Consider the following 24,281-nt stretch of genomic DNA (forward strand, 5'->3'; position numbering starts at 1 on the left):
GGGGTAGGATATACGCCGACCCGCGACGTCCTGTTTTTAGCTCACACCCCCCAACCCCACCGGCCCAGGGCGCTCTGGGGGGGGGGGGGGGGGAACCCCCCCCCCCCCCCCCCCCCCCCCTCGCCGTCTGCAGCCGTCCAGAGCAACCGGCTGAATCCAGGAACGACCTGTCAGATGTCCAGGTCCCACGGAAAACCGTAGTCCCCCTGACCGGACACCGTCGCGTCACGATCGAGAACACGCCAAGCCTCGACAGGCCCGGAGGAGTCAGGGAAGACCTCGAGGGCCATTCCGGCGGACCACCGCACGATCAATGCCCCGCCGCTCGAGATCTGCACCTCCGACACCAGCCCGTCGAGACGTCCGAGGATGTCGTTCACGATCACCGCGGCCGAGTCGAAGATCGTCCGGAACTCGTCGAACGCCGCTGTCCCGGCCCCGCGTTGAGGGAACTTCATGTCAGCCGACCCAAGCAGGATCTTCTCGTCGTGGAGAAGCCTGAACGGGCACTGGGCGTGAATCGCCAACCGCTGCCCCTGCGAGCCGGTCAGTTCGACGATCCCCATGGTCAGGGCCCGGCCGACTGAACCGACGTTCGCCCCGATCAGCATCGCCCGGATCTCGTCGCGCTTTCTCTCAGCATCCACCACAGAGCCCTTACCTACGCGATGACGTGCAGGAGCACCTTACGTTGACGGGCCGCCTTCTATCGTGGTGCGGGTGGAGGAGCTCGATCGGATCACCGCGGAGATCGCGAGGCATCGCGCGGAGTTGCACAGGTTGACGTTGGCCTGGGTGGATGAGCAGATCGATCGGGAGGAGCACGATCGGCGTGCTGCTGGGCCGAAGGCCGCGCTCGGGCGGCTGCACGCAGAGCGCGTCGAGCTCCACGCGACAGCGCCGGAGACCGAGGTGGAGCTTGATGCGCTCATCGCTGATGTACGCGTGTGCCGGCAGGAGGCGATCGAGCGTCGGGAGCGGCTTCGGGAGTCGGAGCAGTCTGTGGCTGACGAGATCGATGGGTACACGCTGCGGCTGGAGGAGCTGACCAGGCGTGGGACGTTCGAGGATCCGTTGGTGGTGTGGGCGGATTGCCGGTACTGCCGGCATCGGATCAGGCGGCCGGCTGAGGATGACGGGCCTTGGGTGCATTGTGATGTCTACGGCAGGCCGCTGCCGGTGAATGGTGCGAGGGGGTGCCGGGCTGCCTCCTTCGATCGGGATGGGGATTGGAACGACGCACTGCCTCGTACCAAGACCGCTGCACCGGCGAGAGGGACCGTCACCCAGGTCGTGCCCCGCGGGTAGGTCGCCTGGATCAGGGGAGGTCGGGAGCAGGTCGACAAGGAACAGTCTCGTCGGGGGTACGGCGAGGAGGCGGGATGAATCGCGGGCTGTTGAACTCGTTGAGCGGGGTCGAGCGCCGGCTGATGGACGAGACCGAGCCGGAAGCTCTCAAGGCGCTCGACGAGGACGAGCTGCTGGAGCTGCATCAGCGCGTACGACGGGCTCGGACGAAGTACGTGAAGAACTACCGGCGGGCAGCCGGAGCCGCGGTGGCGCCGGCGGGTGGGCGTGGGATGGCTTATCCGGCGAACCAGCGCGATCGGGACAAGGCGGAGTTGTTCGAGGGGGCGTTGGCGCGGGTGAGCCGGGAGGTCGCGGCGGCGGCGAGCCGGGCGTCGATGGAGTTGCGGAGTGAACGGCTGGCAGCCGCGCGGGGTGGACAGACAGCAGCTGGAAAGGCGACAGCTGGAGCAAAGCTGGAGAGCATGCCGCCGAAGACTGCGGCGAGAAAAACAGTGAAGACCACCGGTGGCCTGAAGAAGGACGCTTCCTCCCGCGCCGCCGGCGCCCGCCGGCAAGCCAGGAAAGACGCCCGCTGACGTCACCCGATTCAGGGGATCCCCAGCACCACCCGGCCATGCTTGCCTGCACTGGTGAAGAGGGGCAGACTCGCGCGCGCACTCGTCGTCGGTGCCGCCCTGGTGACCGTCGGCGGGGCGTACGCCGTACTGGCGCCGGACAACGCGTCCGGTGCCGACGGACCGCAGTCGGACCAGATCGAGCAGGGGCGCCGCCTCTTCGCCGTCAGCTGTGCGAGCTGTCACGGCCTCAACGCCGAGGGCGGGACCAACGGCGAGGGCCGCGACACCGGTCCGTCGCTGATCGGTGTCGGCGCGGCCGCGGTCGACTTCCAGGTCAGCACCGGCCGGATGCCCGCGGCCCAGCCCGGTGCCCAGATCCCCCGCAAGCCGCCGGTCTTCACCGTCGACGAGATCAACGCCTTGGCGGCGTACGTCGCCTCGCTCGCGCCCGGCCCGGCCGTCCCCGCGGAGGAGTCGTACGACATCAGCAAGGCGACGCAGGAGGAGGTGGTCCGCGGCGGCGAGCTGTTCCGCACCAACTGCACGGCCTGCCACAACTTCGCGGGCCGCGGTGGCGCGCTCCCGAACGGCCGGTACGCGCCGACGCTGATGACGTCGACGCCGCGCAACATCTACCAGGCGATGCTGACCGGCCCGCAGCAGATGCCGGTGTTCTCCGACCACGTCCTGCTCCCCGAGGACAAGCGCGCGATCATCGCGTACGTCGTGGCGCTGCAGGAGCGCGACGATCCGGGTGGGTTCGGTCTCGGCCGGCTCGGCCCGGTCTCCGAGGGTCTGTGGGGCTGGATCGTCGGGATCGGTTCGCTGGTCGCGGTCGCGGTCTGGATCGGCGCGAAGGTGCCGCGCGTGCACCGCGGCACGAAGGACGACTGACTCGAACGCTTGCCCAAGACCGACCCCCGCGAACCCCTGCCGCAATGGTCACGGACCCGTTAGTGTCGTATCCCGGAACGTGGAGGACGGCAACGACGACGGGCACGCCCACCCAGGGGGTGATGCGCGTGGCGGGTCCAGCACAACGGCAACCACGGCAACAGCAGCACCCCCAGCGAGCCGGGAACCTCCCGCGCCCGCCACTGACACTCGTCTCCCGGGAGCGTCTGCACGCGGCCCTCGATCTCGGGGTCCGCTCGGCGCTGACCGTCCTGGTCGCACCGGCCGGGACCGGGAAGACCGTCCTGCTGTCGGACTGGGTCACTCGCCGGCAGCGCGCCGGGGAGCCGGTCGTCTGGGTCTCGGGGCAGACACCGGAGACCCTCGCGAGCGCTCTGGACAGCGAGGTACCGGTCGTCATCGACGACGCACACCTGCTACCCGCCGCCGACGTCGCCGAGATCTCCAGCGTGCTGCAGCAGTCGCCGCACGCGGTCCGCCTGCTCCTGGCCACCCGCTACGACCTCGCGCTGCCCGTGGCCGAGCTGGAGATCCGCGGCATGGCGCTGACGCTGCGCTCCCGCGACCTGCGGTTCAACGACGCCGAAGCGACCGCGCTGGTCCGGGCGCACGCCGAGAGCGCGACCGCCGACGACATCATGGTGTTCCAGGAACGTACGGCGGGCTGGGCCGCCGCCCTGGTCCTCGCCGCCCGGACGCTGCAGGCCTCCGGCGACGCCGTCTGGCCGCTGGTCAACCAGCGCCCGGTGCTGGACCTCCTGCTCGGTGAAACCCTCAGCACACTCGACGAGCCGGTCCAGACGATGCTGCTGAGCACCTTCGGCGCGACGTCGCTGACCGAGCACCTGGCCACCGTACTCAGCGGCGACGCCGAGGCCGGTCCGATGCTCGCCGATCTGGCCGGCAACGGCCTCCTGGTCACGGCGTACGTCGACGGCCCCGGCAGCGACCCGCACTACCAGTACCACCCGCTACTGGTGGAGCTGCTCCGCCGGCGGATCGCATCCAGCGACGAGGACAAGGGGCTCGTCGTCGAGGCCCAGCACCGCTCAGCGGTCTACCACGAGAACCGCGGCGACCACGTCAACGCCCTGCGCAGCGCGGTCGGCACCGACGACGCGGCGCTGATCGGCCGGATCCTGCTCCGGCACGGCCCCGCGATCCTGTCCGCCGGCGAGTCCACGCTCGTCGAGACCGCCTTCGAAGCCCTGCCACCCCTGTACGTCGGCCAGCACCCACACCTGCTCGGCGTCCGCGGCCTGCTCCGCCGCGTCACCGGGTACGTCGACGGCGCGGTCCTCGACGCGGCCGCGGGCGACGCCCAGCTCAGCAAGATCGACCCGGCGGACCCGGACGACGACGCGCTCGCGGCGGACGTCGTCCTGCTCCGGCTGTGGGAGTCCCGCTACGGCTGGTACGACGTCGACGTGGCGATCGCCCGCGCGCGATCGCTGCTCACCAAGGCCGTCCTCGGCCCCGAGCGCCTGACCTGGCTGCTGATCGAGCTCGCCGCCGCCGAGACCTGGGCCAACAACCTCGACGGCGCGCTCAGTGATCTCGACGAGGCCCTCGTCAGCGCCCGGATGGCCGCCCACCAGCAGCTCATCGCCGGCGCCCTCGCCCACCGCGCGATCGTGCTGTACGCGCGCGGCCAGGTCCAGAACGCGGCCCGCTCGGCGCAGGGCGCCCTCGACGCCGGTGGCAGCCGTGGCCTTCCTGAGGAGTACGCCGCCCGCGCGCACGTCGTACTGGGGTTCGCCGCCCTGCACGAGCTCGATCCCGACGCCGCCTGGCAGCACCACCAGACGGAGACCAAGGTCGCGGAGTCCGACACCGTCGTCTGCGCGCTGCGATCGATGTTGCGGGCCTCACTGCTGATGGAGGCCGGCCGTCTCGACGAGGCACTCACCGAGCTGACCACCGACCCGGCGTCGGCCGGTCCCCTCCCGGCCTTCCTCTCCCGCGACCTCGCGCTGCTGCGCATCCAGCTGGCCGACCTCGTCGGTGACCTGCCCGTGGTCGAGACCCAGGCCGGCGTCCTCGAACGCAACGGCCATTCGGCCGAGGCCGAGCTGATCCGGGCGATGGTGTCGATCGTGCACGGCGACGTCCAGGCCACCTTGGCGCTGATCGACCGCGTGCTCGACCAGCCGGACCTCTATCTCCCGCTGGCGGCCGCGGCCGCGTCGTTCCGTACGGTGCTGCTGGCCAGGACCGGCGACGAATCAGCGGCCGACGCCGCGCTGGTAGACACCCTGAACCGCGTGACACCGCAGCACCTCCTCCATGCCGTCGTCTCGATCAGCCACGAGCCGACGTTCCTCGACCGCCTCCGCCGGCACGTGACCGGCCCGAACCCGCACCCGTTCGCAGCGGTCGCCCTGGAGAAGCTGGCCGGCGACCCCGCGGGCTGGGCCGACGTCGGCGGGACCACCCTGCTCGCTCGAACGAGGCCCGACGCCCACCGCCCGCTCCCCCGCCGGCTCGAGGCCGTCATCAACGGCGCCCGGATCCAGCTCACCGCGCGCGAGGCCGACGTGCTCGACGAGCTCGCCCTCGGCAGCTCGTACACCGAGATCGCCCAGGCCCTGTTCATCACCGAGAACACGGTCAAGACGCACCTGATGTCGCTGTACCGCAAGCTCGGCGTCGAGAAGCGGTCCGCGGCGCTGCGGGTCGGCCGGACCGCCGGGCTGCTCTAGCCCTCCCCCGTACCGGGTGACCGGTACGCCGCCGTCCGAGGTCACCTTGTTCGGAGGAGGCCCGCCGCCACCGGGGTTGATGGGATGAGGCGTTCTGCAGAGGAGGAACCCACCATGACCCATCTGGTAGTGCTCGGGCTGGACAGCCGTGAGGACGCCGAACGCGTGATTCAACTGACCGAGGACCTGGCCAAGCAGCAGTTGCTGCAGCGCGACGACGCCGCGATCGCCTACAAGGACGCCAAGGGCAAGGTCCGGATCGAGCAGACGATCGCCCTGACCGGCCCGGCCGCGGCCAGCGGCGCGTTGTGGGGCACGGTGATCGGGCTGATCTTCCTGAACCCGATCGCCGGCCTGGCGGTCGGCGCCGCCACCGGCGCGGTGGCCGGGAAGCTCACCGACGTCGGTATCAACGACGACCTCATCAAGCAGGTCGGCAGCCAGCTGCAGGAGGGCAAGGCCGCGGTGTTCCTGCTGGCCCGGTCGGCGACCGTCGACCGCGTCGTGGACGCGCTGAAGCCGTTCAGCCCGACGATCATCCAGACGAACCTGACCAAGGAGCGCGAGGAAGAGCTCATCCAGGCTCTGCAGAGCTGAGGTCCGGCCGGAGGAGGTTTCGTGAACACCACCAAGGACGACTTCGACCCGATCCCGTCGACCCGCTTCCAGGCCACCGTCGGGGTCGGGTCACTGGAGCAGGCGCAGACCGAGGCCGACGCGCTCGCCGTGCCGGTCGGTGCGGACGGCGAGCCGGCCGCGGAGCTCGGAGCCGACCGGGCCGCGCTGGCCTCGGCCGGTTTCACCGGCCGGCGCGGCGAGTCGCTCGTGCAGCCGCGCAGCGAAGGACCGGTCCGGGTCGCGATCGGGACCGGTGCCGGCGAGGTCGACCTCGCGCTGGTCCGGGACCTGGCGGCCGACTTCGCCCGGGCCGTGCCCTGGCACCGGCGGCTGGCGATCGAGGTGCCGCCGCAGCTGCGCGGCGTCTCGGTCGCCGACTTCGCGCAGGCCGTCACCGAAGGCGTCCTGCTCGCCCGCTGGCGCTACTTCCTCGGCAAGGACGCCGACAAACCGACGCTGGAGTCCCTGCTCGTGGTGGCCTCCGACGAGGACTCGGACGAGGCACGGCAAGGCGTCGAGCGCGGCCGGATCGTCGCGGCGGCGTGCAGCCTGGGTCGTGACCTGGCCAACTGTCCCGCCACGACGCTGTCCGCCGTACGGATGGCCGAGATCGCCGTCGAGGTCGGTACGGCGGCCGGCCTCGAGGTCGAGGTCTACGACAAGGACCAGCTGGTCGCGATGGGCTGCGGCGGTCTGCTCGGTGTCAACCGCGGCAGCGTGCAGCCGCCACGGATGGTCCGGCTGCGCTACACGCCCGACCGGCCGACCGGCCGGATCGCGCTGATCGGCAAGGGGATCATGTACGACTCCGGCGGCATCAGCCTGAAGCCGAGCGACGAGTCGCACGCCCAGATGAAGAACGACATGACCGGCGCGGCGACCGTGCTGGCGTCGATGACCGCCCTGCGCGACCTCGGCTGTACGGCGGCCGTCACGGGCTACCTGATGTGCACCGACAACATGCCGTCCGGGTCGGCGATGATGCTCGGCGACGTACTGCGGATGCGCAACGGTACGACGGTCGAGGTGCTCAACACCGACGCCGAGGGCCGCCTGGTGATGGCCGACGGCCTGGCCCTGGCGACCGAGGAACCGGTCGACGCGATCGTCGACATCGCGACCCTGACCGGCGCCTGCCTGCGTACGTTCGGGGTCGAGATCGCCGGCGTGATGGGCAACGACGCGACCGTCGTCGACCAGCTGCGTCAAGCCGGCGAGGTCGTGGACGAACCGGTCTGGGAGCTCCCGCTGCACCGGTCGTACCGCAAGCAGCTCGACTCCCCGATCGCCGACATGACCAACATGGGCGGCGTGAACGCGGGCTCGATCACCGCCGCGCTGTTCCTCGAGGAGTTCGTCGACGGCAAGCCCTGGGCGCACCTCGACATCGCCGGCACCGCGCAGCTGCCCGAGGCCCGGAGCTGGCGCAACAAGGGCGCCACCGGGTTCGGCACCCGGTTGCTGATCGAGTTCGCCCGTTCGTTCGCGACACCGTCATGAACGCCAAGACCGTCGGTGACAAGCCGGTCAAGGCCGGCGGGATGCAGCGCGTCCTGGACGGGATCGAGCGGGTCGGCAACAAGGTCCCGCACCCGGCGCTGATCTTCCTCGGCCTGATCGTGATCGTCATCGTGACGTCGCAGATCCTGTCCTGGGCGGGCACCAGCGTGACCACCGAGGTCGCCGAACCCGCGACCGTCCAGGTCGCGCCGGAGTACCCGCAGGGCACCAGCGTCGCGGGCAACGACGCTCCGCCGGCCCCGCCGGTCCCGGACTTCGAGGTCCGCGAGGAGACGATCACCGCCGAGAGCCTGCTCGACGGCGACGGCATCCGGTTCATGTTCACCACCGCCGTGCAGAACTTCAACGACTTCGGCGTGGTCGCGGTGATCCTGGTCGCGATGATCGGCGTCGGCGTGGCCGAGGAGGCCGGGCTGATCGCGGCGCTGATCCGCAAGATGGTGAAGGTGGCGCCGAAGGGCGCGATCACGTTCATCATCGTGCTGCTCGGCGGCATCTCCAGCGTCGCCTCGGACGCCGGCTACCTGGTCCTGATCCCGCTCGGCGCCGCCGCGTTCGTCTCCCTCGGCCGGCACCCGCTGGCCGGGATCGCGGCCGCGTACGCCGGCGTCAGCGCGGCCTTCTTCGTCAACGTGCTGATCACCCCGGCCGACGGCATCATCACCGAGGTCACCAACGAGACCGTCGCGCTGGTCGCGCCCGACGTGCACCTCAACGTCACCCACAACTTCTTCTTCAGCATCGCCTCGACGATCTTCTGCGCGATCGTGATGACGATCGTCACCGAGCGCGTGCTCGAACCACGGCTCGGCCGCTACGACCCCGCCGAGGCACCGCCGGACGCGCCCGCCGACCACGTGCCGACCGAGGAGGAGATGGCGCTGGAGTCGCGCGGGCTGCGGTTCTCGGTCTACTACCTGCTGGTCGCGGTGGCGATCGTGTCGGCGCTGACGTTCATCCCGGACGCGCCGCTGCGCAACCCCGAGACCGGCGAGATCTTCGGGTCGTCCCCGTTCATGAGCAGCCTGCTGTTCATCATCTCGATGCTGTTCCTGGCCGCGGGCCTCGGCTACGGCCGCGGCGCGAAATCGCTGACCGGCAGCACCAACGTGATCAACGCGATCGTGAAGACCTTCAACGGGCTCGGCGGCCTGATCTTCCTGATGCTGCTGATCGCCCAGTTCATCGCCTACTTCAACTACACCAACATCTCGACGCTGGCCGCGACCGGCCTGGCCGACCTGCTGGAGCGGGCCGACATCGGCGCGCTGCCGCTGCTGATCGGGTTCATCGTGCTGGTCGTCGTGATCGACCTGATCATGCCCGGCGTGATCCCGAAGTGGGCGATCCTGGCCCCGATCTTCGTGCCGCTGTTCTACCGGCTCGGGATCGCGCCGCAGACCGTCGTCGCGGCGTACCGGGTCGGGGACGGTCCGGTGAACGTGATCACCCCGCTGATGGTCTACCTGCCGTTCATCGTGCTGGTCTGCCAGAAGTACCGCAAGAAGGCCGGGCTCGGCACGGTGGTCTCGATGATGCTGCCGTACACGCTGGTGGTCCTGGTCGCCTGGGCGCTGTTCTACGTGGTCTGGTACCTGACCGGGATCCCGTGGGGGCCGTCCTCCCCGGTGCATCTCGGCTAGGCCCGCGCCATGGATGACGGCACGGTGAGCCTGATCATCCTCGGGCTCACCGTCGTGGCGTTCGTCGCGAACCGGCTGCCGGTCGAGGTGGTCGCGGTGCTCACCGCGCTCGCGCTCTGGATCACCGGCGTGCTCGACTTCACCACCGTGCTGGCCGGGTTCGGGGACCCGGTCGTCATCTTCATCGCGACCCTGTTCGTGGTCAGCGAGGGCGTCGACTCGACCGGCGTGACGGTCTGGGCGGGACAGCAGATCGTCAAACACGCCGGTACGACGCGCGGCCGGCTCCTGGTCGCCGTGACCGCGCTGTCGGCCGTGCTCTCGGCGCTGATCACGCTGAACGGCGCGGTGGCGGCGCTGCTGCCGCTGGTGGTGATGCTCGCCGTCCGGATCGGTCAGCCGCCGTCGCGGATGCTGATGCCGCTCACCTTCGCGGGCAGCGCCGGGTCGCTGCTGATGCTCACCGGTACGCCGGTCAACATCATCGTCTCCGACGCCGCGAACGACGCGGGCGCCGGCCCGTTCCCGTTCTTCTCCTTCGCCGTGGTCGGCGTCCCGCTGGTGGTGGGCACGATCGCGATCTCGGTGCTGCTCGGCCCGAAGCTGCTCCCGGCGGCCCGGCCGGCCAACCCCGCGGCCGACCTCGCCGTGCACGCGACCACGCTGCACGCCCACTACACGCTGCCCGAGCGCCTGCACCGGCTGCAGGTCCGCGACGTCTCGCCGCTGCTCGGCCGGGTGCCGCACGACGTCGACCTCACGTCGTACCCGGACGTGGTGATCGTCGGGATCCAGGACGGCCAGGGCCGGCCGCGCGCGGACGCGGCGATCGACGTCGGCGACGTGCTGGTGGTCACCGGTCCGGCCGACCAGGTCGCCGGGCTGACCACCGAGTCGTTGCTCGCAGCAACCTCCGTGCCGATGGACGGGCTGATCACCCGCGACGCCGGGGTCGTCGAGGTGGTGATCCCGCCCCGGTCGTCGATGGTCGGCGAGACGGTCTTCCCCGGGATGCACCGGGCGCACGACCTGGTCGTGATCGCCGTGCAGCGGATGGGCAAGGACCGCGGCCGCCGGTCCACCCAGCTGGCCGAGGGCGACGCGCTGCTCGTCTACGGTCCCTGGCCCGAGCTCGACGAGCTGACCCGGGACCGCGACGTCCTGCTCGTCGACGCCCCCGAGCTGGTCCGCCGCCAAGCGGTCCCCTGGGGCCCGAAGGCGTCGGTGGCCGTCACCGTGCTCGTCGCGATGGTCGTGCTGCTCGCGACCGGCGCCGTCCCGCCCGCGATGGCCGGGGTGCTCGCCGCGACCGCGATGGTGCTGACGAAGGTCGTCACGCCAGGCCAGGCCTACCGGGCGATCTCCTGGCAGATCGTCGTCCTGATCGGCGCGCTGATCCCGTTGTCGGGCGCGATCCGGTCCAGCGGCGGCGCCGACCGGATCGCCGACCTGATCGTCGACGCGGTCGGGCCGGGCCGTCCGTACCTGCTGCTGCTGGCCTTGTTCGTGCTCACCGCCGCGCTCGGCCAGATGGTCAGCAACACCGCGACCGTGCTGATCGTCGCGCCGATCGCGGTCGCGGCCGCGCAGGGCACCGGGACGTCGGTGCAGCCGGTGCTGATGCTGGTCGCCGTCGCGGGCGCGGCCTCGCTGCTGACCCCGATCTCGACCCCGGCGAACATGATGATCATGAGCCCGGCCGGCTACCGGTTCGGCGACTACTGGAAGCTCGGGCTGGTGGTGCTCGCCTGGTGGTTGCTGACGGCAATCGTCATCGTCCCGCTGGTCTGGCCGTTCTGATGCCGCCGGACCGCTTCGTGTCGACGGGCGGCCTGCCCGGGGTCGCGACCGTCGGCGAGCTGGTCGAGACGGCGTACCGGCTCTTCGGTACGACGGACGCCGGCGAGCTGTCGGCGGTCTACCCGGCGCTGACCCGCGCCGACCCGAACAGCTTCGGGATCTGCGTCGCGGCGATCGACGGCCGGCTGTACGAGGTGGGTGACTCCCGGCGGGCGTTCACGATCATGAGCGTCGCCAAGCCGTTCGTGTTCGCGCTGGTCTGCCAGGCCGTCGGTGTGGACGCCGTCCGAGCGCTGGTGGGCGTGAACGCGACCGGGCTCGCGTTCAACTCGGTCCAGGCGGTCGAGCGGTCGAACGCCGGGCGGACCAACCCGATGGTGAACCCCGGGGCGATCGCCACGACCAGCCTGACGCCGGGCGCGAGCCTGGACGATCGGTGGCGGTTGCTGCTCGACGGTCTCAACCGCTTCGCCGGGCGGCCGCTCGCGCTCGACGCCGAGGTGCTCGCGTCGGCGCTCGCCACCAACCACCGCAACCGCGCGCTGGCCGCGCTGCTGAAGAGCGTCGACGGGCTGGCTGGTGACACCGACGAGGCCGTCGAGCTGTACACCCGGCAGAGCTGCCTGAGCGTCACCGCGACCGACCTGGCGATGATGGGCGCGACGCTGGCCGACGGCGGCGTCTGCCCGATCACGCAGGAGCGGGTGGTCGACCCGGAGATCGCCCGGGTGACGCTGGCGGTGATGACGATCGCGGGTCTGTACGAGACGTCGGGCGACTGGCTGCTCGACGTCGGGATCCCGGGGAAGAGCGGGATCGGCGGCGGGATCGTGACGGTCTCGCCGGGCAAGGGCGCGCTGGCGACGTACGGGCCGCGGCTCGACGAGGCGGGCAACAGTGTGCAGGGGATCCTGACCGCGCGGTACTTGTCGCGACATCTCGGGCTGGACCTGCTGGCGTCGCAGCCGGTTGCTCCGGCTTAGGGAGCCCCGAGCGTCAGCATGGCGTTGGACGGCGCACCACCCCGTACGAAGGTCAGCTCGATCGTCTCCCCGACCTGACGGGTCAGCGTCGCGACGACGATCTGCTCGCTGCTCGTCGCGGGCTCGTTGTCGATCCGCGTGATGATGTCGCCCGCCTTCAGCCCTGCCTTCGCGGCCGGTCCCCCGGCGTCGACAGCGAGCACGAACAACCCGGTCGGAGCCCCCGACGCCTTCGCGACCGCGGGCGGGATCTCCTGCACCTGCAGCCCAGTCGTCGGGTGTCCCGGCCGACCGGTCTTGATCAGCGAGTCCGCGATCGGCTTCGCGAGGTCGACCGGGATCGCGAAGCCCAGCCCCACGCTGCCGCCACCGCCGACCCCGGCCTCGTTCGGCACGGTCGCGATCGCCGCGTTGACCCCGACCAGCTTGCCGGAGCAGTCGACCAGCGCGCCGCCGCTGTTGCCCGGGTTGATCGCCGCGTCGGTCTGGATCGCGCCGATCAGGTGGTGCGTGACCCCGTCGCCCGGCACCGGCACGTACCGGTCCAGCGCACTGACGATGCCCGACGTGACAGTGCTGGCCAGTCCGAGCGGAGCGCCCAGCGCGACCACCGGCTGGCCGATCTTCAGCGCGGCCGACGAGCCGAAGCCGATCAGCGGGTAGTCCTTGGCGGCGTCGGCTGCCTTCAGTACGGCGAGGTCGGTGCTCGGATCGCGCCCGACGATCACGGCGTCGGAGCTGCGGCCGTCGCTGTACTGGACACTCACCGCGCCGCCCGCGCCAGCGGCGACGGAGATGACGTGGTCGTTGGTGAGGACGTAGCCGCCTTCGGTGATGATCTGCCCCGACCCGGTCCCGGCCTGGGCACCGCGGCGGGCCGAGATCGTGACGATCGACGGGAGCACCTGGTCGGCGACCGGTACGGCGGCACACATCGCGGTGTCCGCATCGGCCGCCGCCGGAGTCGACGCGTTGCCGCTGTCGTCCCGTACGGCGACGAAGACCAGGGCGGTGATCACCGCGCCGACGACCGCAGCCGCAGCCGCGATCGGCACCAGCGGGTTCCAGGAGCGGCGTGCCGCCGGCGGTTCGGGCTGGACCATCTCGGCCTCCTCCGGTCCGGTCAGGAGCCTGCGCGCACGCTCCCGTCGCCATCCCGAGAATAGGTTCGGCGACTGCCCGGCAGCTCCCCTGATCCGGGTGAATCCGGCCGCGGTTCGGCGCGGTCGAAGGACAGGTAGACGACCGCGGCCGCCGCGATCGGCATCGCCAGCGCGAACAGCACCGACGAGGCGAGGTTGATCAGCCCCGGTGCCAGGTCGGTGCCCAGCAGCAGGACGATCCCGGCGATCGGTCCGGCCGCCAGTGCGAGCCCGACGACGATCGCGAGCGGACCGGCGGTGCGCCACCAGCGGCCCTTCACGAGCAGGCGGCTGCCTCTGAGCGCCGTCCGGCCGTTGCATCGTTCGGCGATCACGATCGGGATCGCGAACGCACGGCTCGCCGCGTAGTAGATCGCCAGCGGGATCGTCGCGACGAAGACCGTCAGCACGGTGATCACGACGAAGTACTGCACGGCCGCGCATGTCAACGGTCGCCAGTGCGCGGCCACGACCTGCAGCGCGCGCGACACCGTCATCGGCCGGCCGCGGTCGAGCTGGTCGAGGGTCGCCGTCACGGCCGCCAGCAGGACGACGTACGTCGCGACCGTGAGCAGCGTGATGACGAGCGCGGTCAGCGACGCCCAGAAGCCGGTCGCGTTCTCGGTGGGGGCACCGAGGTCGGTCGGGGCGTCACGTCGCGCGACCTGCAGCTCGGCGAGGACGAGCGTCAGCAGACTCAGTACGACGAACGCCGCGGCGAAGCCCGCGAACAGCCGCGGTCGTCGCCGGAACAGCTGCAAGGCCGCGACCACCGTCTGGCCCCACGCTCGATGCGTGCGGGCCGGGAGCGGATCGGCGTTGGTCCAGCGGGTGCGGCTGGCGGCGTACCAGATCAGTACGACGACCGCGGCGAGGATCAGGCCGAGCAACCAGGTGCGGTCGAGGGTCTCGCGCAGCAGGTTCGACCCGGTCGCGACGGCGGCGCAGAACGCGTTCGTGCTGTTCGGGCCGAGCAGTGTTCCGGCCGGGACCGTGCTGCTGTCGTCGCGCCAGCTCGCCTCGGCGTCCTGGATCGGCGCGGTCCACGAGGTCTTCATGTTCGGGCCGGTGGGTCCGTCGAAGAAGGATCGTTGCCGTTCGCCCCAGCGTCCTTCGAACGCCAGCCACGGGTACTGACGCAGGTAGTCGGCGCGCTCCATCGGGACGTAGGCGACGCGGGGGCGCAGCTCGGTGGCCGGGTTCGTCGTGTCGTCGCAGCCGAGCCCCTCGGAGCCGCGGCCGAGGTAGAGGCGGCGGCCGTACTTGTTCGCGTGCGAGCCGGCCGCGGGGTAGACGACCGGGTGGGTGGAGTCGACGAGCTCGAGCTTGTCGTCACCCCAGCGGGCGCGTTCGGCGCCGCCGTGCTGGCTGTAGCCGACGGCGGTCGGTTCGGTGCTGAGCGCGGCCTGCGGAGTGGCCGCGTCGAAGACCAGCCGGATCGACTCCCAGTCGCCTTCGTGGGTGTTGTTGTAGTCGTTGAACACGTAGAAGAACCAGTACTCCAGGGAGAGCTGGCCGGGGAACGCCGAGTCGGAGACGACGTGGGCGTAGACGGTCGACGGGTGGGCGGCGTTGATCCGGGCCGACCACTCGGCGTACGAGCATCCGGGGCGGAGCGGGTCGCCGGGGAAATCGAGGAAGTGGCCGGGGAAGCCGTGACCGAGGTCGGCAGCCTCGGGCTGCGGTTTGACCAGGTCGGGTGGTCGCCATGGTCCGCGGAGCGCGACCTGCTGGTCGCCGAGCACGGCCTCGACGTCGGTGGGCTGGAACTGCTCGCCGTCGGCACAGCGCGAGGAATCGCCTTGGAGCTTGACGACCGGCGCGTAGCGCTCGGCCAGCTGCTGTGCGGCGGCGTCGGCCGGAGGATCTGCGGCCTGGGCAGGTGTGGTCAGCAACAGTACGGCCGGCAAGCTGCACGCGATCGCTGCCAGTGCTCTCTTCCAAGCCGTCATGCCCACAGGATGTGCTCGCCCGCGCACTCCCCACACCATCCGCCTCCGGCCTGATCGGCGCCGGCCAGGTCACCCGATTCGGGTGATCCGCCCGCTCCCGGCGGCACCGCAGGATCTGGGTGTTCCGCGGATTCCGTTGGGAGGCCCGATGCCGGAGCAGGAGCCTGTGCTCGGCCCGATCGACCTGCTGGTCGTCGAGGTCCCCGCGTCCGGCCCCGGCCCCCGCGGGCTGGCCGCGCTGCTCCGCCTCGCCGAGGCCGACCACGTCCGCATCCTCGACCTCGAGATCGTGCACAAGGCCGCCGACGGCACCCTCGCGCTCGCCGTACCGGACACCGACGCGATGCCGGAGCTGACCCCGTTCGCCGGCTGCTCGTCCGGTCTGCTGGGCGCCGACGACCTGCGCGAGGCCGGCGACTTCGTCTCCCCCGGCCGCTCGGCGATCGTCGTGATCTACGAGAACGAGTGGGTCGTCGCGATGGAGAGCGCGCTGCGCGAGGAAGGCGCGCGTCTGGTCGCCGCCGGCCGGATCCCGGCCGCGGACATCGAGGCGGCGCTCGGTGAAGGCTGGGAGAAACCGTGAGCCTGTTCAGGAGCGCGGCCCGGACCGCCGTCATCGCCGGTACGGCGGCCCGCGTGCACAACCGCGTCGCCGCCCGTCAGCAGGGCAAGTGGGCGGCCTCGACCGTCGCCCCGCCGCCGACGGTCGCGAAGGACCGCTCCGGCGTCCTCGCGCAGCTCCGCGAGCTCGGCAGCCTGCGCGACGACGGCATCCTCAGCGACGCCGAGTTCGAGGCCGAGAAGGCGCGGATCCTCGACACCGCCTAGGCCGTCGACCGCCGCCACCACATCACCGTCAGCAGACCGACCACCACCGGAACGACCTGGACGGCGACCCGCCAGACCAGCAAACCGGCCACGAGATCGGTCGCGTCCAGCGCGGTGTGGTCCGCCACGAACGCGGCGTACGTCGCGTCGAGCACGCCGGCGCCCATCAGCGGCAGCCCGGTCAGCGGGTAAGCGACCATGAAGCTGCAGACCATGACGAGAACCGTCCGCCCGTCCAGTTGCACCCCGACGAACGCCAGGCACAGCACGAGCACGCCAGCCTCGACAGCGACCAGCAGCACCTGACTCAGTACGGCGAGCCACCCGCGCTCGCTCATCCGCCCGGCGCTGTGCGACTGGAACGAGACCAGCCGCTCCTCCCACACCTCGGGGCCCTGGCTGGACGGCCGCACCCGGCGAAACATCCGCCCGAGCAGGCGTCCGATCGTTGCCGCGGTCCGTTCGGCGCGCAACGCGTACAGCAGCCCGACGAGCAGCACCAGCGCGCCCGCGCCGAACAGCAGCCCCGACCAGGCGAACGGCGGGTAGAACTCCAGCGCCGCCCAGAAGATCACGAAGCCGAACGCGGGCGCGGCCAGCCGTACGACGTAGAAGAGCGTCGTCGCGAGGGTCAGCCCGGACGCGGCGTCCGTGGTGTCGATCCCCCACGACCGCAGCATCGCGAGCCGGATCACCACATCGCCCGGCGACGGCGCGATGGTCGCGACCGCCGCCGCGGCGACGTCGCTGACCATCGCGCGGACGTAGCCCAGACCGGCGATCAGCAGCGCGAGCGGTGCCGCGAGGACCGCCCGCCGACAGAGCATCGAGACCAGCAGCACACCGACCTGCCACAGGCTCAGGTGCGTGAGCGCGTAGCCGACCTCGCTCCAGTCGACGCCCCGGATCAGCCGCAGCAGCAGCCAGCCGACCACGACGACGAGCAGCACCCGGCCGACCCGCAGCACTGGCTTCGGGACCTTGGCCCGGTGCGCCGGTGTCGACGTCTCGGCCATCTGCCCAGCCTGTCGCTCCGGCGCCCGCTCACCCTCCCCCGATCCGGGCGACCGGTCCGGCGTCCGGAGGCGTCGCCCAGGAAGGGTGATGCCCCGCGGACCCGCGGGCCGCACAGTCGTTGCGAGGGGTCGTGAAAGGGGCGTCCCATGGGCCACTACGTCATCCGGGTGAAGGGCACCCTGTCGCGGGACCTGACCGCCGCGTTCCCGTCGCTCAGCGTGGACCGGGAGCCGGCGCAGACCGTGCTGCACGGGTACCTGGACGACCAGGCGGCGCTGGCCGGCATCCTCAACCACCTGGACATGCTGGGGATCAACATCCTCGAGGTGCTGCAGGTCCCGCCGACCCAGCCCCCGAACGGCTCCTGAGGTGTGGCCGGTCGCCGGAGCGGTCTTCCCGCAGGCGATGGCGATCGCGCTGAGCCCGGTGCCGCTGGTCTGCATCGTGCTGGTGCTGATGTCGGACCGGCCGGTCCGCGCGGGGCTCGCGTTCACCGCCGGCTGGTTCGGCGCGCTGACGGTCGCGACCGGGCTGGTCGCCTGGCTGACCGATGGGGTCGCGGACGACAACGCGGAGGCGACCCGGGACGGCGTCGACGTACTGCAGCTGGTGGTCGGGCTCGTGTTCGCCGTACTGGCGGTGCGGTACTGGCGTACGCGGCCCGCGCCTGACGCTCCCCCGCCGCGGCCGGCGATCGTCGACCGGATTCCGGCGTTGTCGGCGCCGGCTCTGGTGCTCGCCGGCGCGGGGGCGGCGCTCGCGAACCTGAAGAACGTGCCGCTGGTGCTGAGCGCGGGCAGCTCGCTGGGCTCGGCCGCGCTCGGCACGGGGTCGCTGATCGCCGCGGTCGTGGTGTTCGTCGTCGTCGCGTCGTCGACGATCCTCGTGCCGTTGGCTGCGGTCGCTGTCGCCGGAGCGCGCCGCTCGGCTCCGACGCTCAAGTTGCTGGAGAGCTGGCTGCTCGGCAACCTCACCACGATCACCGTCATCGTGCTCACCGTCCTCGCCACCACTCTGATCGGCCGCTCGCTGGATCTGTTCCGGTAGCCGGTACTCGGTGCTACTGTGTACTGGTACTCGGTGCCACCGAGTACCAGAGAGGACCGCGATGGACGACCTGACCGAGATGCTGAAGGGCACCCTCGAGGGCTGTGTGCTGGAGATCATCGGCACCGAGGAGACCTACGGCTACGCGATCACCCGGCAGCTGAACGAGCTCGGCTTCGCCGACGTCGTCGAGGGCACGGTGTACACGATCCTGCTCCGGCTGGAGCGCAACCGGCTGGTCCAGGTCACCAAACGGCCGTCCGCGCAGGGACCGCCGCGCAAGTTCTACGCGCTCAACGCGGCCGGCCGCGCCGAGCTCGCGACCTTCTGGGGAAAGTGGGACTACGTGACCGCACGGATCGAGAAACTGAGGGAGGGGACGCGATGACGACGTTCTGGGAGACCATCACCGGCAGCGACCTGACCCGGGACTGGAAGGCGTACGAGGTCCGTGCGGCCGCGCTGCCGAACGCGTACCGGGCCGCCTGGGAGGAGATCAAGGCGCACCTGTTCGGCTACTCCGACTTCACCGGGCGCAACCTGATGCCGATCTTCGACAGCGCGCTCGGCCTGCTCGAGGAGTCGGCCGCCGAGGGGCAGACCATCTACCAGGTCGTCGGCGACGACATCGTCGGCCTCAGCGCTGCCCTGGCCGGCGGGGCCGGCGCCCGCACCTACCGCGACCGCTGGCGCGACCAGCTGAACAAGAACGTCGCGAAGAAGCTCGCCAAGCTAGGAGACTGACGTGGGCATCCAGGACATCGTCGAGGGCAAGAAGCAGTGGCGCGCGCACGTCGCCCGGATCAAGGCGCTCCCGCCGGACTACCGGATCGTGTACCAGGAGATGCAGCGCTACATCTTCAAGGTCGGTCCGGTCGACCTGACCGACGGCACCCTCCTGAACGGCATCGCCGACTTCTTCGAGGAGGGCGCCGCCAGCGGCCGTGGCGTGATCGAACTGATCGGCCCCGACGTCGCCGCCTTCTGCGACGGCCTGCTGAAGGACCACCCGACGTACGCCGAGCAGTACCAGCAGTCCCTCCACGATCAGTGACCGTGGGCCAGCAGACTCTCGGCGGTCTCGGCGATGGTCTGCTCGATCGGGCGTGGTTTCCAGCCGAGCAGGCGTTCGGCCTTGGCGCTCGTGGCGTCGAAGTCCTGACCGAGTTGCGGCCGGAGGGCGCGCAGCTGCGGATTGAAGTGACTCATGACGCGGGCCAAGGGCAACGGGATCTCCCGGGTCGGCGCCTTCGCGGCACGCTCGCCGAGCCGCTCGCGCAGGATGCGGCCGACCTCGGCGGTGCGCAGGCTCGGACCGGCTGAAGCGAGCCAGCGTTCGCCGGCCGCCTTCGGGTCGGTCATCACGCGCAGGTGCAGCTCGGCGACGTCACGGACGTCGACCCAGCTGGTGCCGAACGGCGGGCAAACGGGCAACGCGCCGTCGAGCATCTGCCGGACCACCCGCAGCGAGGGCGGGTCGTCCGGCCCGAGCACCGGGCCGAGCACGGCGACCGGGTGCACGGCCGTCAGTTCGAGCCCGCGGCCTTCGGTGCGGACGAACTCCCAGGCCGCCCGCTCGGCGAGCGTCTTCGACTTCTGGTACGGCGCGATGTCGGCCTCGACGTTCGTCCAGTCCTCCTCGGTGAACGGCGTCGCCCGCTTCGGGTGCCCGTAGCCGACGGCGCCGAACGCACTGGTCAGCACGACCCGCTTCACCCCGGCCGCGCGCGCCGCCCGGAGCACTCGCAGCACGCCGTCCCGCGCGGCAGCGACCATCGACGCCTCGTCGACCGGGCCGTTCCGGAGCGTCGGCGACGCGACGTGCAGCACGTACTCGCACCCGTCGACCGCCGCCGGCCACCCGTCGTCGCTCTCCAGATCGGCCCGTACGACGCCCAGCCGCGCGTCGTCGAACTCCGTTGCCGCATGCAACCGCTCGCGGAGCGCGGCCTCGCGCTCGAGACTCCGGACGGTGGTGCGCACGTCGTACCCGCTCTGCAGCAGCGCGAGCACGCACCAGCTGCCGATGAACCCCGACCCTCCGGTGACCAGCACCGTCGCCGCGCTCACGCGAGCACCGTCCCGGGAACCCGCCGCCGGATCGAGCCGACCTTGATGTCGTGCATGACACTCCTCTAAGCTATATGGAGAACTCTCCAGATACGTTAGTGGAGAACTCTCCACTTAGCAAGACGAGGTCTCTTCATGGTTCGTTCCGACGCCCGCGAGAACCGGGCCCGCATCCTCGCGGCCGCCCGCGAGGCCTTCACCGAGGACGGTGCGCCGTCGATGAACCAGGTCGCGCAGCGCGCCGGCGTCGGCGCGGGCACGCTCTACCGCAACTTCCCGACCCGGGAGGCGCTGGTGCTGGCCGTCTACCAGGACGAGGTCGAACGCATCGTCGGCGCGGTCCCGGAGCTGCTCGCCGGCCGCCCGCCGCTGGAGGCGCTGCGGCAGTGGACGCTCGTCCTCGTCGAAGCGATGCGCCGCAAGCACGGCCTCGGCGACGCCCTCAGCCCGAGCGCGCACCAGACGATCACCGAGCAGACCTACGGCCCGGTCATCGCCGCGATCACCGAGCTGTTCGAGGCCGGGAAGAAGACCGGCACGATCCGCGAGGACGCCGAGCCGGGCGACTTCCTTCAGCTCACCGGCGCGCTGTGGCGCGCCGCGAACAGTCCCGTCGACCGGGCGCCGCACATGCTCGCGTTGATCCTCGACGGTCTACGGCCCCGGTAGCCGCGGGCCACTGCTGGAGATGTACGTCGCGGTCGGCGCGCCGGTGTGTGGTGAGGTCTCGACCGCGGCGTTGACGGCGTACACGCCGTGGATCAGCTCGGCGGTGAGGATCTCGGTCGGGGTGCCGGTCGCGGCGACCCGGCCGTCGGCGAGGACGACGAGGCGGTCGCAGAAGCGGGCGGCCAGGTTGAGGTCGTGCAGTGCGGTGACGACGGTCAGGTCGAGGCCGCGGAGCAGGGTGAGCATGTCCAGCTGGAAGCGGATGTCGAGGTGGTTGGTCGGCTCGTCCAGGACGATGACCTCCGGGTCCTGCGCGAGGGCGCGGGCCAGTTGCACCCGTTGACGCTCGCCGCCGGACAGGGTCTGCCAGGAGCGGTCGCGGAAGCGCTGCAGTCCGGTGACGGTCAGCGCGGTGTCGATCGCGGCCTGGTCGGCTCTGCTGATGGGCGCGAAGGTTCCGCGGTACGGCGTACGCCCCAACGCGACGGTCTCGTCGACGGTGATGTCCGAGTGCACCTCCGGCGACTGCTCGACGATCGCCAGCCGCCGGGCGACCGTACGGCGGCCGAGAGCACGGAGCGGTTGCCCGCCGAGCAGCACACTCCCCCGGTCCGGCCCGCGGAGCCCGGCGAGGATCCGGAGCAGCGAGGTCTTCCCGGCGCCGTTCGGGCCGAGGACGCCGAGGATCTCGCCGGTTCGCGCCTCGACGTCGACGCCGTCGAGGACGCGGTGGCCGCCGGTGGACCACTCGATGCCGCGGGCAATGATCATCGACGGGCCGCCTTCCGGAGGACGAGGGCGAAGACCGGAGCACCGATCAGCGCCGTGATCACGCCGACCGGGACCTCACGCGGCGAGAACGCGGTCCGCGCGAAGGTGTCGACCCAGATCAGGAAGATCGCGCCGCCGAGGCCGGTCAGCGGGAGCAGCAGGCGATGGGTGCCGCCGGCCAGCAGTCGCACGACGTGCGGGACCAGCAGCCCGATGAACCCGATCGCTCCGGACGCCGCGACGGCGGCCGCGGTGATCACCGCGGTGAGGACCATCAGCGCGACCCGCACCTTGGCGACGTCGATCCCCAGCGACGCCGCGGTGTCCCAGCCGAAGACGAACGCGTCCAGCGCCGGGGCGAAGAACAGGCAGCAGAGCACGCCGACCAGGATCACCACAGCGGCGACCGTCAGGGACGGCCAGCGGGCGCCGCCGAGCGAGCCGAGGAGCCAGTACGTGAACGCCCGCGTCGCGTCCGCGTCGCCGTCGAGCATCAGGATCAGCGATGTCGCCGCGGAGAAGAACTGCGACACCAGGACACCGGTCAGCACCACGCGCGCCGGGTTCGACACCCCGCCGATCAGCGCCAGGACGATCCCGAACGCGACCAGCGCGCCCGCGAACGCGCCCGTCGACAGCGTGACCGCACCGGAGCCGAGGCCGAGGATCATCACCGACACCGCACCGGTCGACGCCCCCGACGAGACGCCGAGCAGGTACGGCTCGGCGAGCGGGTTGCGGGTGATCGACTGCAGTACAGCGCCGCAGACGGAGAGCCCGAGACCGATCACCCCCGCGAGCAGCACGCGCGGCAGCCGGGACTCCCAGATCAACGCGTCGATCAGCGGTGACACCGGCGCCGCACCACGCAGGCCCAGGTGCCGGAGGATGATGCCGACGACGTCGGCGGCGCCGATGTTCGCCGTACCCACGAACGACGCGGCGATGATCGAGACAACGAGGACGACACCGAACGATCCGACGAGTACCACCGGGCGGACGACTCTCATCGGCGCGCGAACACCACCACGTCGTCGTAGTACCGCCAGATCGTCCCCGTCTCGGCGAAGCCGGCCGTCCGCAGTGCCTGCAGGTGCAGCTCGAGCGGCGCGTGCGGCGTCGGCGGACGGTCCGCGAACCGCCGCTCCCGCTCGGCCAGCCGCGCACCGAGCTCAGGTACGCCGACGGCGTCGGCCCACCACTCGTCCCACGTCTGCGCACCGGCCGCCCGCGCCAGCCGCTGCGTCCGCTCGTCGTCCGCCGCAGCCGCCTCGGTCAGGAACGGCTGCGCGACCGCGTCGTACCGGAGGTGATCGGCGTTCATGAACACCCCACCCGCCGGCAGGATCTCCCCCACGACGCCGTACAAGCCAACCAACTCGGCGGGTTCGAGCCAGTGCAGAGCCGTCGACGACACGACGACATCCACGCCGCCAGCAGGCAACCCCGCCTCCCACCCGGCCGCCGCAAGATCAGCGTCGACCGCGGTGAACCGCTCCCCCAGCGAAGCCTCCGCCAACGTCAGCAGCACCGGGTCGTAGTCCACCCCGATCACCCGCGCCTGAGGAAACCGCTCCAGCACCCGCCCACCCAGACTCCCCGGACCGCACGCGAGATCGAGCACGGTCAGCTGATCACCACCCAACCGAGCGATCACGTCGAGCATCACCGCGAACCGCTCCTCGCGATACGTGATGTACGCCGCCTGCTGCGCGTCCCACCGCCGGACCAGCTCCGCGATCATCGCTTCAGCTCCACGAGCCCCTGCGCGACCGCCGAGATCGCCTCGACGCTGTGGATCGACGGATCCATCGCCTGCCCGGGCACCACGATGAACCGGTCGTTGCGCACGGCATCCAACTTCGAGGTCAGCGGATCGCGCTTCAGGAACGCGATCTTCTCCTTCGCCGTGTCCCCCGGGTACCCGCGGGTCAGATCGGCCAGCACGATCACGTCCGGGTTCCGCGCCGCGATCTCGTCCCAGCTCACCTCGGGCCACTTCGTCGAGGCGTCGTCGAACAGGTTCGACGCCCCGAGCATCTCGGTCACCGTCTGCGGCAACCCACCCGGCCCAGCCACGGACGGCGTCGCCGAGGACGCGGCCGTCGAGTAGAACCACACCAGCCGAGGCTTCCCCTGGACCTGCTTGGCCAGCTCCAGCCCCTTGTCGATCACGGCCTGCTGCTCGGCCACCAACCGGTCGCCGGCCGCCGGCACGTCGAAGATCCGCGCGATCGTCCGGATCTCGTCGAACAGCATCGAGAACTTCGCGCCCCCGGCCACCGACGCGTGGTACGTGCAGTCGAACTCGGTCAGGTACGTCGGCACCCCGAGCTTCTGCAGCTCACCGCGCTCCCCCGCGTTCTGCGCGGTCAGGAACGACGCGAACGACGAGTACACGAAGTCCGGCTGCGCAGCCAGCAGCGTCTCGTGCTTCAGCAACCCCTTGCTGAGCAGCGGAACCGCCCGGTACGCCGCCTCCAGATCGGCCGGCACCGGATCGGTCTCGTACGCCGTACCGACCAGCCGCTGACCCAGCCCGAGCCGCAGCAGGATCTCGGTCGCCGACTGGTTCAGCGACACCGCACGCTGAGGCGCGTGCGAGATGGTCGTCTTCGTCCCGCAGTTGTCGTACGTGATCGGGTAAGCCGCCGAGGCGGCCTGCGGAGCGGCGCCGTCCGCGGCAGCCGACCCGCACCCGGCCACCCCGAGTAGCATCGCGATCACTACGGTAA

At 71.1% G+C, this 24,281-nt stretch carries 26 protein-coding genes; 17 read left to right on the forward strand and 9 right to left on the reverse strand.

Annotation, left to right across the window (positions count from 1 at the left end; translation table 11 throughout):
* Nucleotides 1-170 precede the first annotated feature (170 nt).
* Entirely contained in the window at nt 171-611 is a 441-nt protein-coding gene (locus ACZ6Z4_RS12785; protein WP_465562150.1) for a hypothetical protein, read from the reverse strand.
* A 109-nt stretch (nt 612-720) separates the two neighbouring features.
* On the opposite strand from ACZ6Z4_RS12785, the gene ACZ6Z4_RS12790 reads away from it, so the two are divergent.
* The 9 genes from ACZ6Z4_RS12790 to glsA all read left to right on the forward strand — a co-directional run bounded on the left by ACZ6Z4_RS12790 (nt 721) and on the right by glsA (nt 12,050).
* The gene (locus ACZ6Z4_RS12790; protein WP_465562152.1) at nt 721-1,308 is read left to right on the forward strand and encodes a hypothetical protein; all 588 of its coding nucleotides are present in this window, start codon (nt 721-723) and stop codon (nt 1,306-1,308) included.
* A 74-nt stretch (nt 1,309-1,382) separates the two neighbouring features.
* Entirely contained in the window at nt 1,383-1,886 is a 504-nt protein-coding gene (locus ACZ6Z4_RS12795) for a hypothetical protein (RefSeq protein ID WP_465562154.1), read from the forward strand.
* A 54-nt stretch (nt 1,887-1,940) separates the two neighbouring features.
* A complete protein-coding gene (qcrC, locus tag ACZ6Z4_RS12800; protein WP_465562156.1) occupies nt 1,941-2,762 on the forward strand; it encodes a cytochrome bc1 complex diheme cytochrome c subunit in 822 nt (273 codons plus the stop codon).
* Between the two features lie 128 nt (nt 2,763-2,890).
* Entirely contained in the window at nt 2,891-5,485 is a 2,595-nt protein-coding gene (locus tag ACZ6Z4_RS12805) for a LuxR C-terminal-related transcriptional regulator (RefSeq protein WP_465562159.1), read from the forward strand.
* Between the two features lie 114 nt (nt 5,486-5,599).
* Complete coding sequence (locus ACZ6Z4_RS12810) at nt 5,600-6,082, forward strand: DUF1269 domain-containing protein (protein ID WP_363669436.1); 483 nt, start codon at nt 5,600-5,602, stop codon at nt 6,080-6,082.
* Between the two features lie 21 nt (nt 6,083-6,103).
* Entirely contained in the window at nt 6,104-7,603 is a 1,500-nt protein-coding gene (locus ACZ6Z4_RS12815; protein ID WP_465562162.1) for a leucyl aminopeptidase family protein, read from the forward strand.
* Nucleotides 7,600-9,267: an AbgT family transporter gene (locus ACZ6Z4_RS12820; protein ID WP_465562164.1), complete on the forward strand. Its 1,668-nt coding sequence runs from the start codon at nt 7,600-7,602 to the stop codon at nt 9,265-9,267. The genes ACZ6Z4_RS12815 and ACZ6Z4_RS12820 overlap by 4 nt, the downstream gene beginning before the upstream one ends.
* A 9-nt stretch (nt 9,268-9,276) precedes the next feature.
* Nucleotides 9,277-11,067, forward strand: coding sequence for an SLC13 family permease (locus ACZ6Z4_RS12825; RefSeq protein WP_465562166.1), 1,791 nt, complete (start codon nt 9,277-9,279; stop codon nt 11,065-11,067).
* Nucleotides 11,067-12,050 (forward strand): glutaminase A, encoded by a 984-nt coding sequence (gene glsA, locus ACZ6Z4_RS12830; RefSeq protein ID WP_465562168.1) that lies wholly within the window; start codon nt 11,067-11,069, stop codon nt 12,048-12,050. Before ACZ6Z4_RS12825 ends, glsA begins: the two co-directional genes overlap by 1 nt.
* On the opposite strand, the gene ACZ6Z4_RS12835 is transcribed toward glsA, so the two are convergent.
* Both ACZ6Z4_RS12835 and ACZ6Z4_RS12840 read right to left on the reverse strand, forming a co-directional pair.
* Complete coding sequence (locus tag ACZ6Z4_RS12835; RefSeq protein WP_465562170.1) at nt 12,047-13,153, reverse strand: S1C family serine protease; 1,107 nt, start codon at nt 13,151-13,153, stop codon at nt 12,047-12,049. The genes glsA and ACZ6Z4_RS12835 overlap by 4 nt on opposite strands.
* A 20-nt stretch (nt 13,154-13,173) precedes the next feature.
* Nucleotides 13,174-15,144: a hypothetical protein gene (locus ACZ6Z4_RS12840; protein ID WP_465562172.1), complete on the reverse strand. Its 1,971-nt coding sequence runs from the start codon at nt 15,142-15,144 to the stop codon at nt 13,174-13,176.
* Between the two features lie 148 nt (nt 15,145-15,292).
* On the opposite strand from ACZ6Z4_RS12840, the gene ACZ6Z4_RS12845 reads away from it, so the two are divergent.
* Both ACZ6Z4_RS12845 and ACZ6Z4_RS12850 read left to right on the forward strand, forming a co-directional pair.
* Nucleotides 15,293-15,727, forward strand: a complete 435-nt coding sequence (locus tag ACZ6Z4_RS12845) for a DUF6325 family protein (protein ID WP_465562174.1) — start codon at nt 15,293-15,295, stop codon at nt 15,725-15,727.
* Nucleotides 15,724-15,972, forward strand: coding sequence for an SHOCT domain-containing protein (locus ACZ6Z4_RS12850; protein WP_363669420.1), 249 nt, complete (start codon nt 15,724-15,726; stop codon nt 15,970-15,972). Before ACZ6Z4_RS12845 ends, ACZ6Z4_RS12850 begins: the two co-directional genes overlap by 4 nt.
* On the opposite strand, the gene ACZ6Z4_RS12855 is transcribed toward ACZ6Z4_RS12850, so the two are convergent.
* Nucleotides 15,969-16,988, reverse strand: coding sequence for a lysylphosphatidylglycerol synthase domain-containing protein (locus tag ACZ6Z4_RS12855; protein ID WP_465562178.1), 1,020 nt, complete (start codon nt 16,986-16,988; stop codon nt 15,969-15,971). The two genes, ACZ6Z4_RS12850 and ACZ6Z4_RS12855, sit on opposite strands and share 4 nt — an antisense overlap.
* A 147-nt stretch (nt 16,989-17,135) precedes the next feature.
* Here ACZ6Z4_RS12855 and ACZ6Z4_RS12860 point away from each other — a divergent pair, with 147 nt between their 5' ends.
* From ACZ6Z4_RS12860 to ACZ6Z4_RS12880, 5 genes are all read left to right on the forward strand, one after another.
* Entirely contained in the window at nt 17,136-17,357 is a 222-nt protein-coding gene (locus tag ACZ6Z4_RS12860; RefSeq protein ID WP_363669416.1) for a hypothetical protein, read from the forward strand.
* Nucleotide 17,358: 1 nt separating this feature from the next.
* Complete coding sequence (locus tag ACZ6Z4_RS12865) at nt 17,359-18,036, forward strand: GAP family protein (RefSeq protein WP_465562181.1); 678 nt, start codon at nt 17,359-17,361, stop codon at nt 18,034-18,036.
* 61 nt (nt 18,037-18,097) lie between these two features.
* The gene (locus ACZ6Z4_RS12870) at nt 18,098-18,424 is read left to right on the forward strand and encodes a PadR family transcriptional regulator (protein ID WP_465562183.1); all 327 of its coding nucleotides are present in this window, start codon (nt 18,098-18,100) and stop codon (nt 18,422-18,424) included.
* Nucleotides 18,421-18,780 carry a DUF1048 domain-containing protein gene (locus tag ACZ6Z4_RS12875; protein WP_465562187.1) on the forward strand — a complete coding sequence of 120 codons (360 nt, stop codon included), beginning with the start codon at nt 18,421-18,423 and terminating at the stop codon, nt 18,778-18,780. The genes ACZ6Z4_RS12870 and ACZ6Z4_RS12875 overlap by 4 nt, the downstream gene beginning before the upstream one ends.
* A gap of 1 nt (nt 18,781) precedes the next feature.
* The gene (locus ACZ6Z4_RS12880; protein WP_465562191.1) at nt 18,782-19,090 is read left to right on the forward strand and encodes a DUF1048 domain-containing protein; all 309 of its coding nucleotides are present in this window, start codon (nt 18,782-18,784) and stop codon (nt 19,088-19,090) included.
* Here ACZ6Z4_RS12880 and ACZ6Z4_RS12885 read toward each other — a convergent pair.
* Nucleotides 19,084-20,106 (reverse strand): SDR family oxidoreductase, encoded by a 1,023-nt coding sequence (locus ACZ6Z4_RS12885; protein WP_465562193.1) that lies wholly within the window; start codon nt 20,104-20,106, stop codon nt 19,084-19,086. The two genes, ACZ6Z4_RS12880 and ACZ6Z4_RS12885, sit on opposite strands and share 7 nt — an antisense overlap.
* Nucleotides 20,107-20,241: 135 nt before the next feature.
* On the opposite strand from ACZ6Z4_RS12885, the gene ACZ6Z4_RS12890 reads away from it, so the two are divergent.
* A complete protein-coding gene (locus tag ACZ6Z4_RS12890; protein WP_465562195.1) occupies nt 20,242-20,775 on the forward strand; it encodes a TetR/AcrR family transcriptional regulator in 534 nt (177 codons plus the stop codon).
* Here the strand turns inward: ACZ6Z4_RS12890 and ACZ6Z4_RS12895 are convergent.
* Genes ACZ6Z4_RS12895 through ACZ6Z4_RS12910 form a run of 4 tightly spaced genes read right to left on the reverse strand, consistent with a single transcriptional unit; the run spans nt 20,761 to nt 24,264 of the window.
* Complete coding sequence (locus ACZ6Z4_RS12895; protein ID WP_465562197.1) at nt 20,761-21,546, reverse strand: ABC transporter ATP-binding protein; 786 nt, start codon at nt 21,544-21,546, stop codon at nt 20,761-20,763. The two genes, ACZ6Z4_RS12890 and ACZ6Z4_RS12895, sit on opposite strands and share 15 nt — an antisense overlap.
* Nucleotides 21,543-22,556, reverse strand: a complete 1,014-nt coding sequence (locus ACZ6Z4_RS12900) for a FecCD family ABC transporter permease (RefSeq protein WP_465562199.1) — start codon at nt 22,554-22,556, stop codon at nt 21,543-21,545. The genes ACZ6Z4_RS12895 and ACZ6Z4_RS12900 overlap by 4 nt, the downstream gene beginning before the upstream one ends.
* A complete protein-coding gene (locus tag ACZ6Z4_RS12905) occupies nt 22,553-23,290 on the reverse strand; it encodes a class I SAM-dependent methyltransferase (RefSeq protein ID WP_465562202.1) in 738 nt (245 codons plus the stop codon). Before ACZ6Z4_RS12905 ends, ACZ6Z4_RS12900 begins: the two co-directional genes overlap by 4 nt.
* Nucleotides 23,287-24,264, reverse strand: a complete 978-nt coding sequence (locus ACZ6Z4_RS12910; RefSeq protein ID WP_465563757.1) for an ABC transporter substrate-binding protein — start codon at nt 24,262-24,264, stop codon at nt 23,287-23,289. Before ACZ6Z4_RS12910 ends, ACZ6Z4_RS12905 begins: the two co-directional genes overlap by 4 nt.
* Between the last annotated feature and the right edge of the window lie 17 nt (nt 24,265-24,281).

This window comes from Kribbella sp. NPDC104740 (assembly GCF_055583505.1).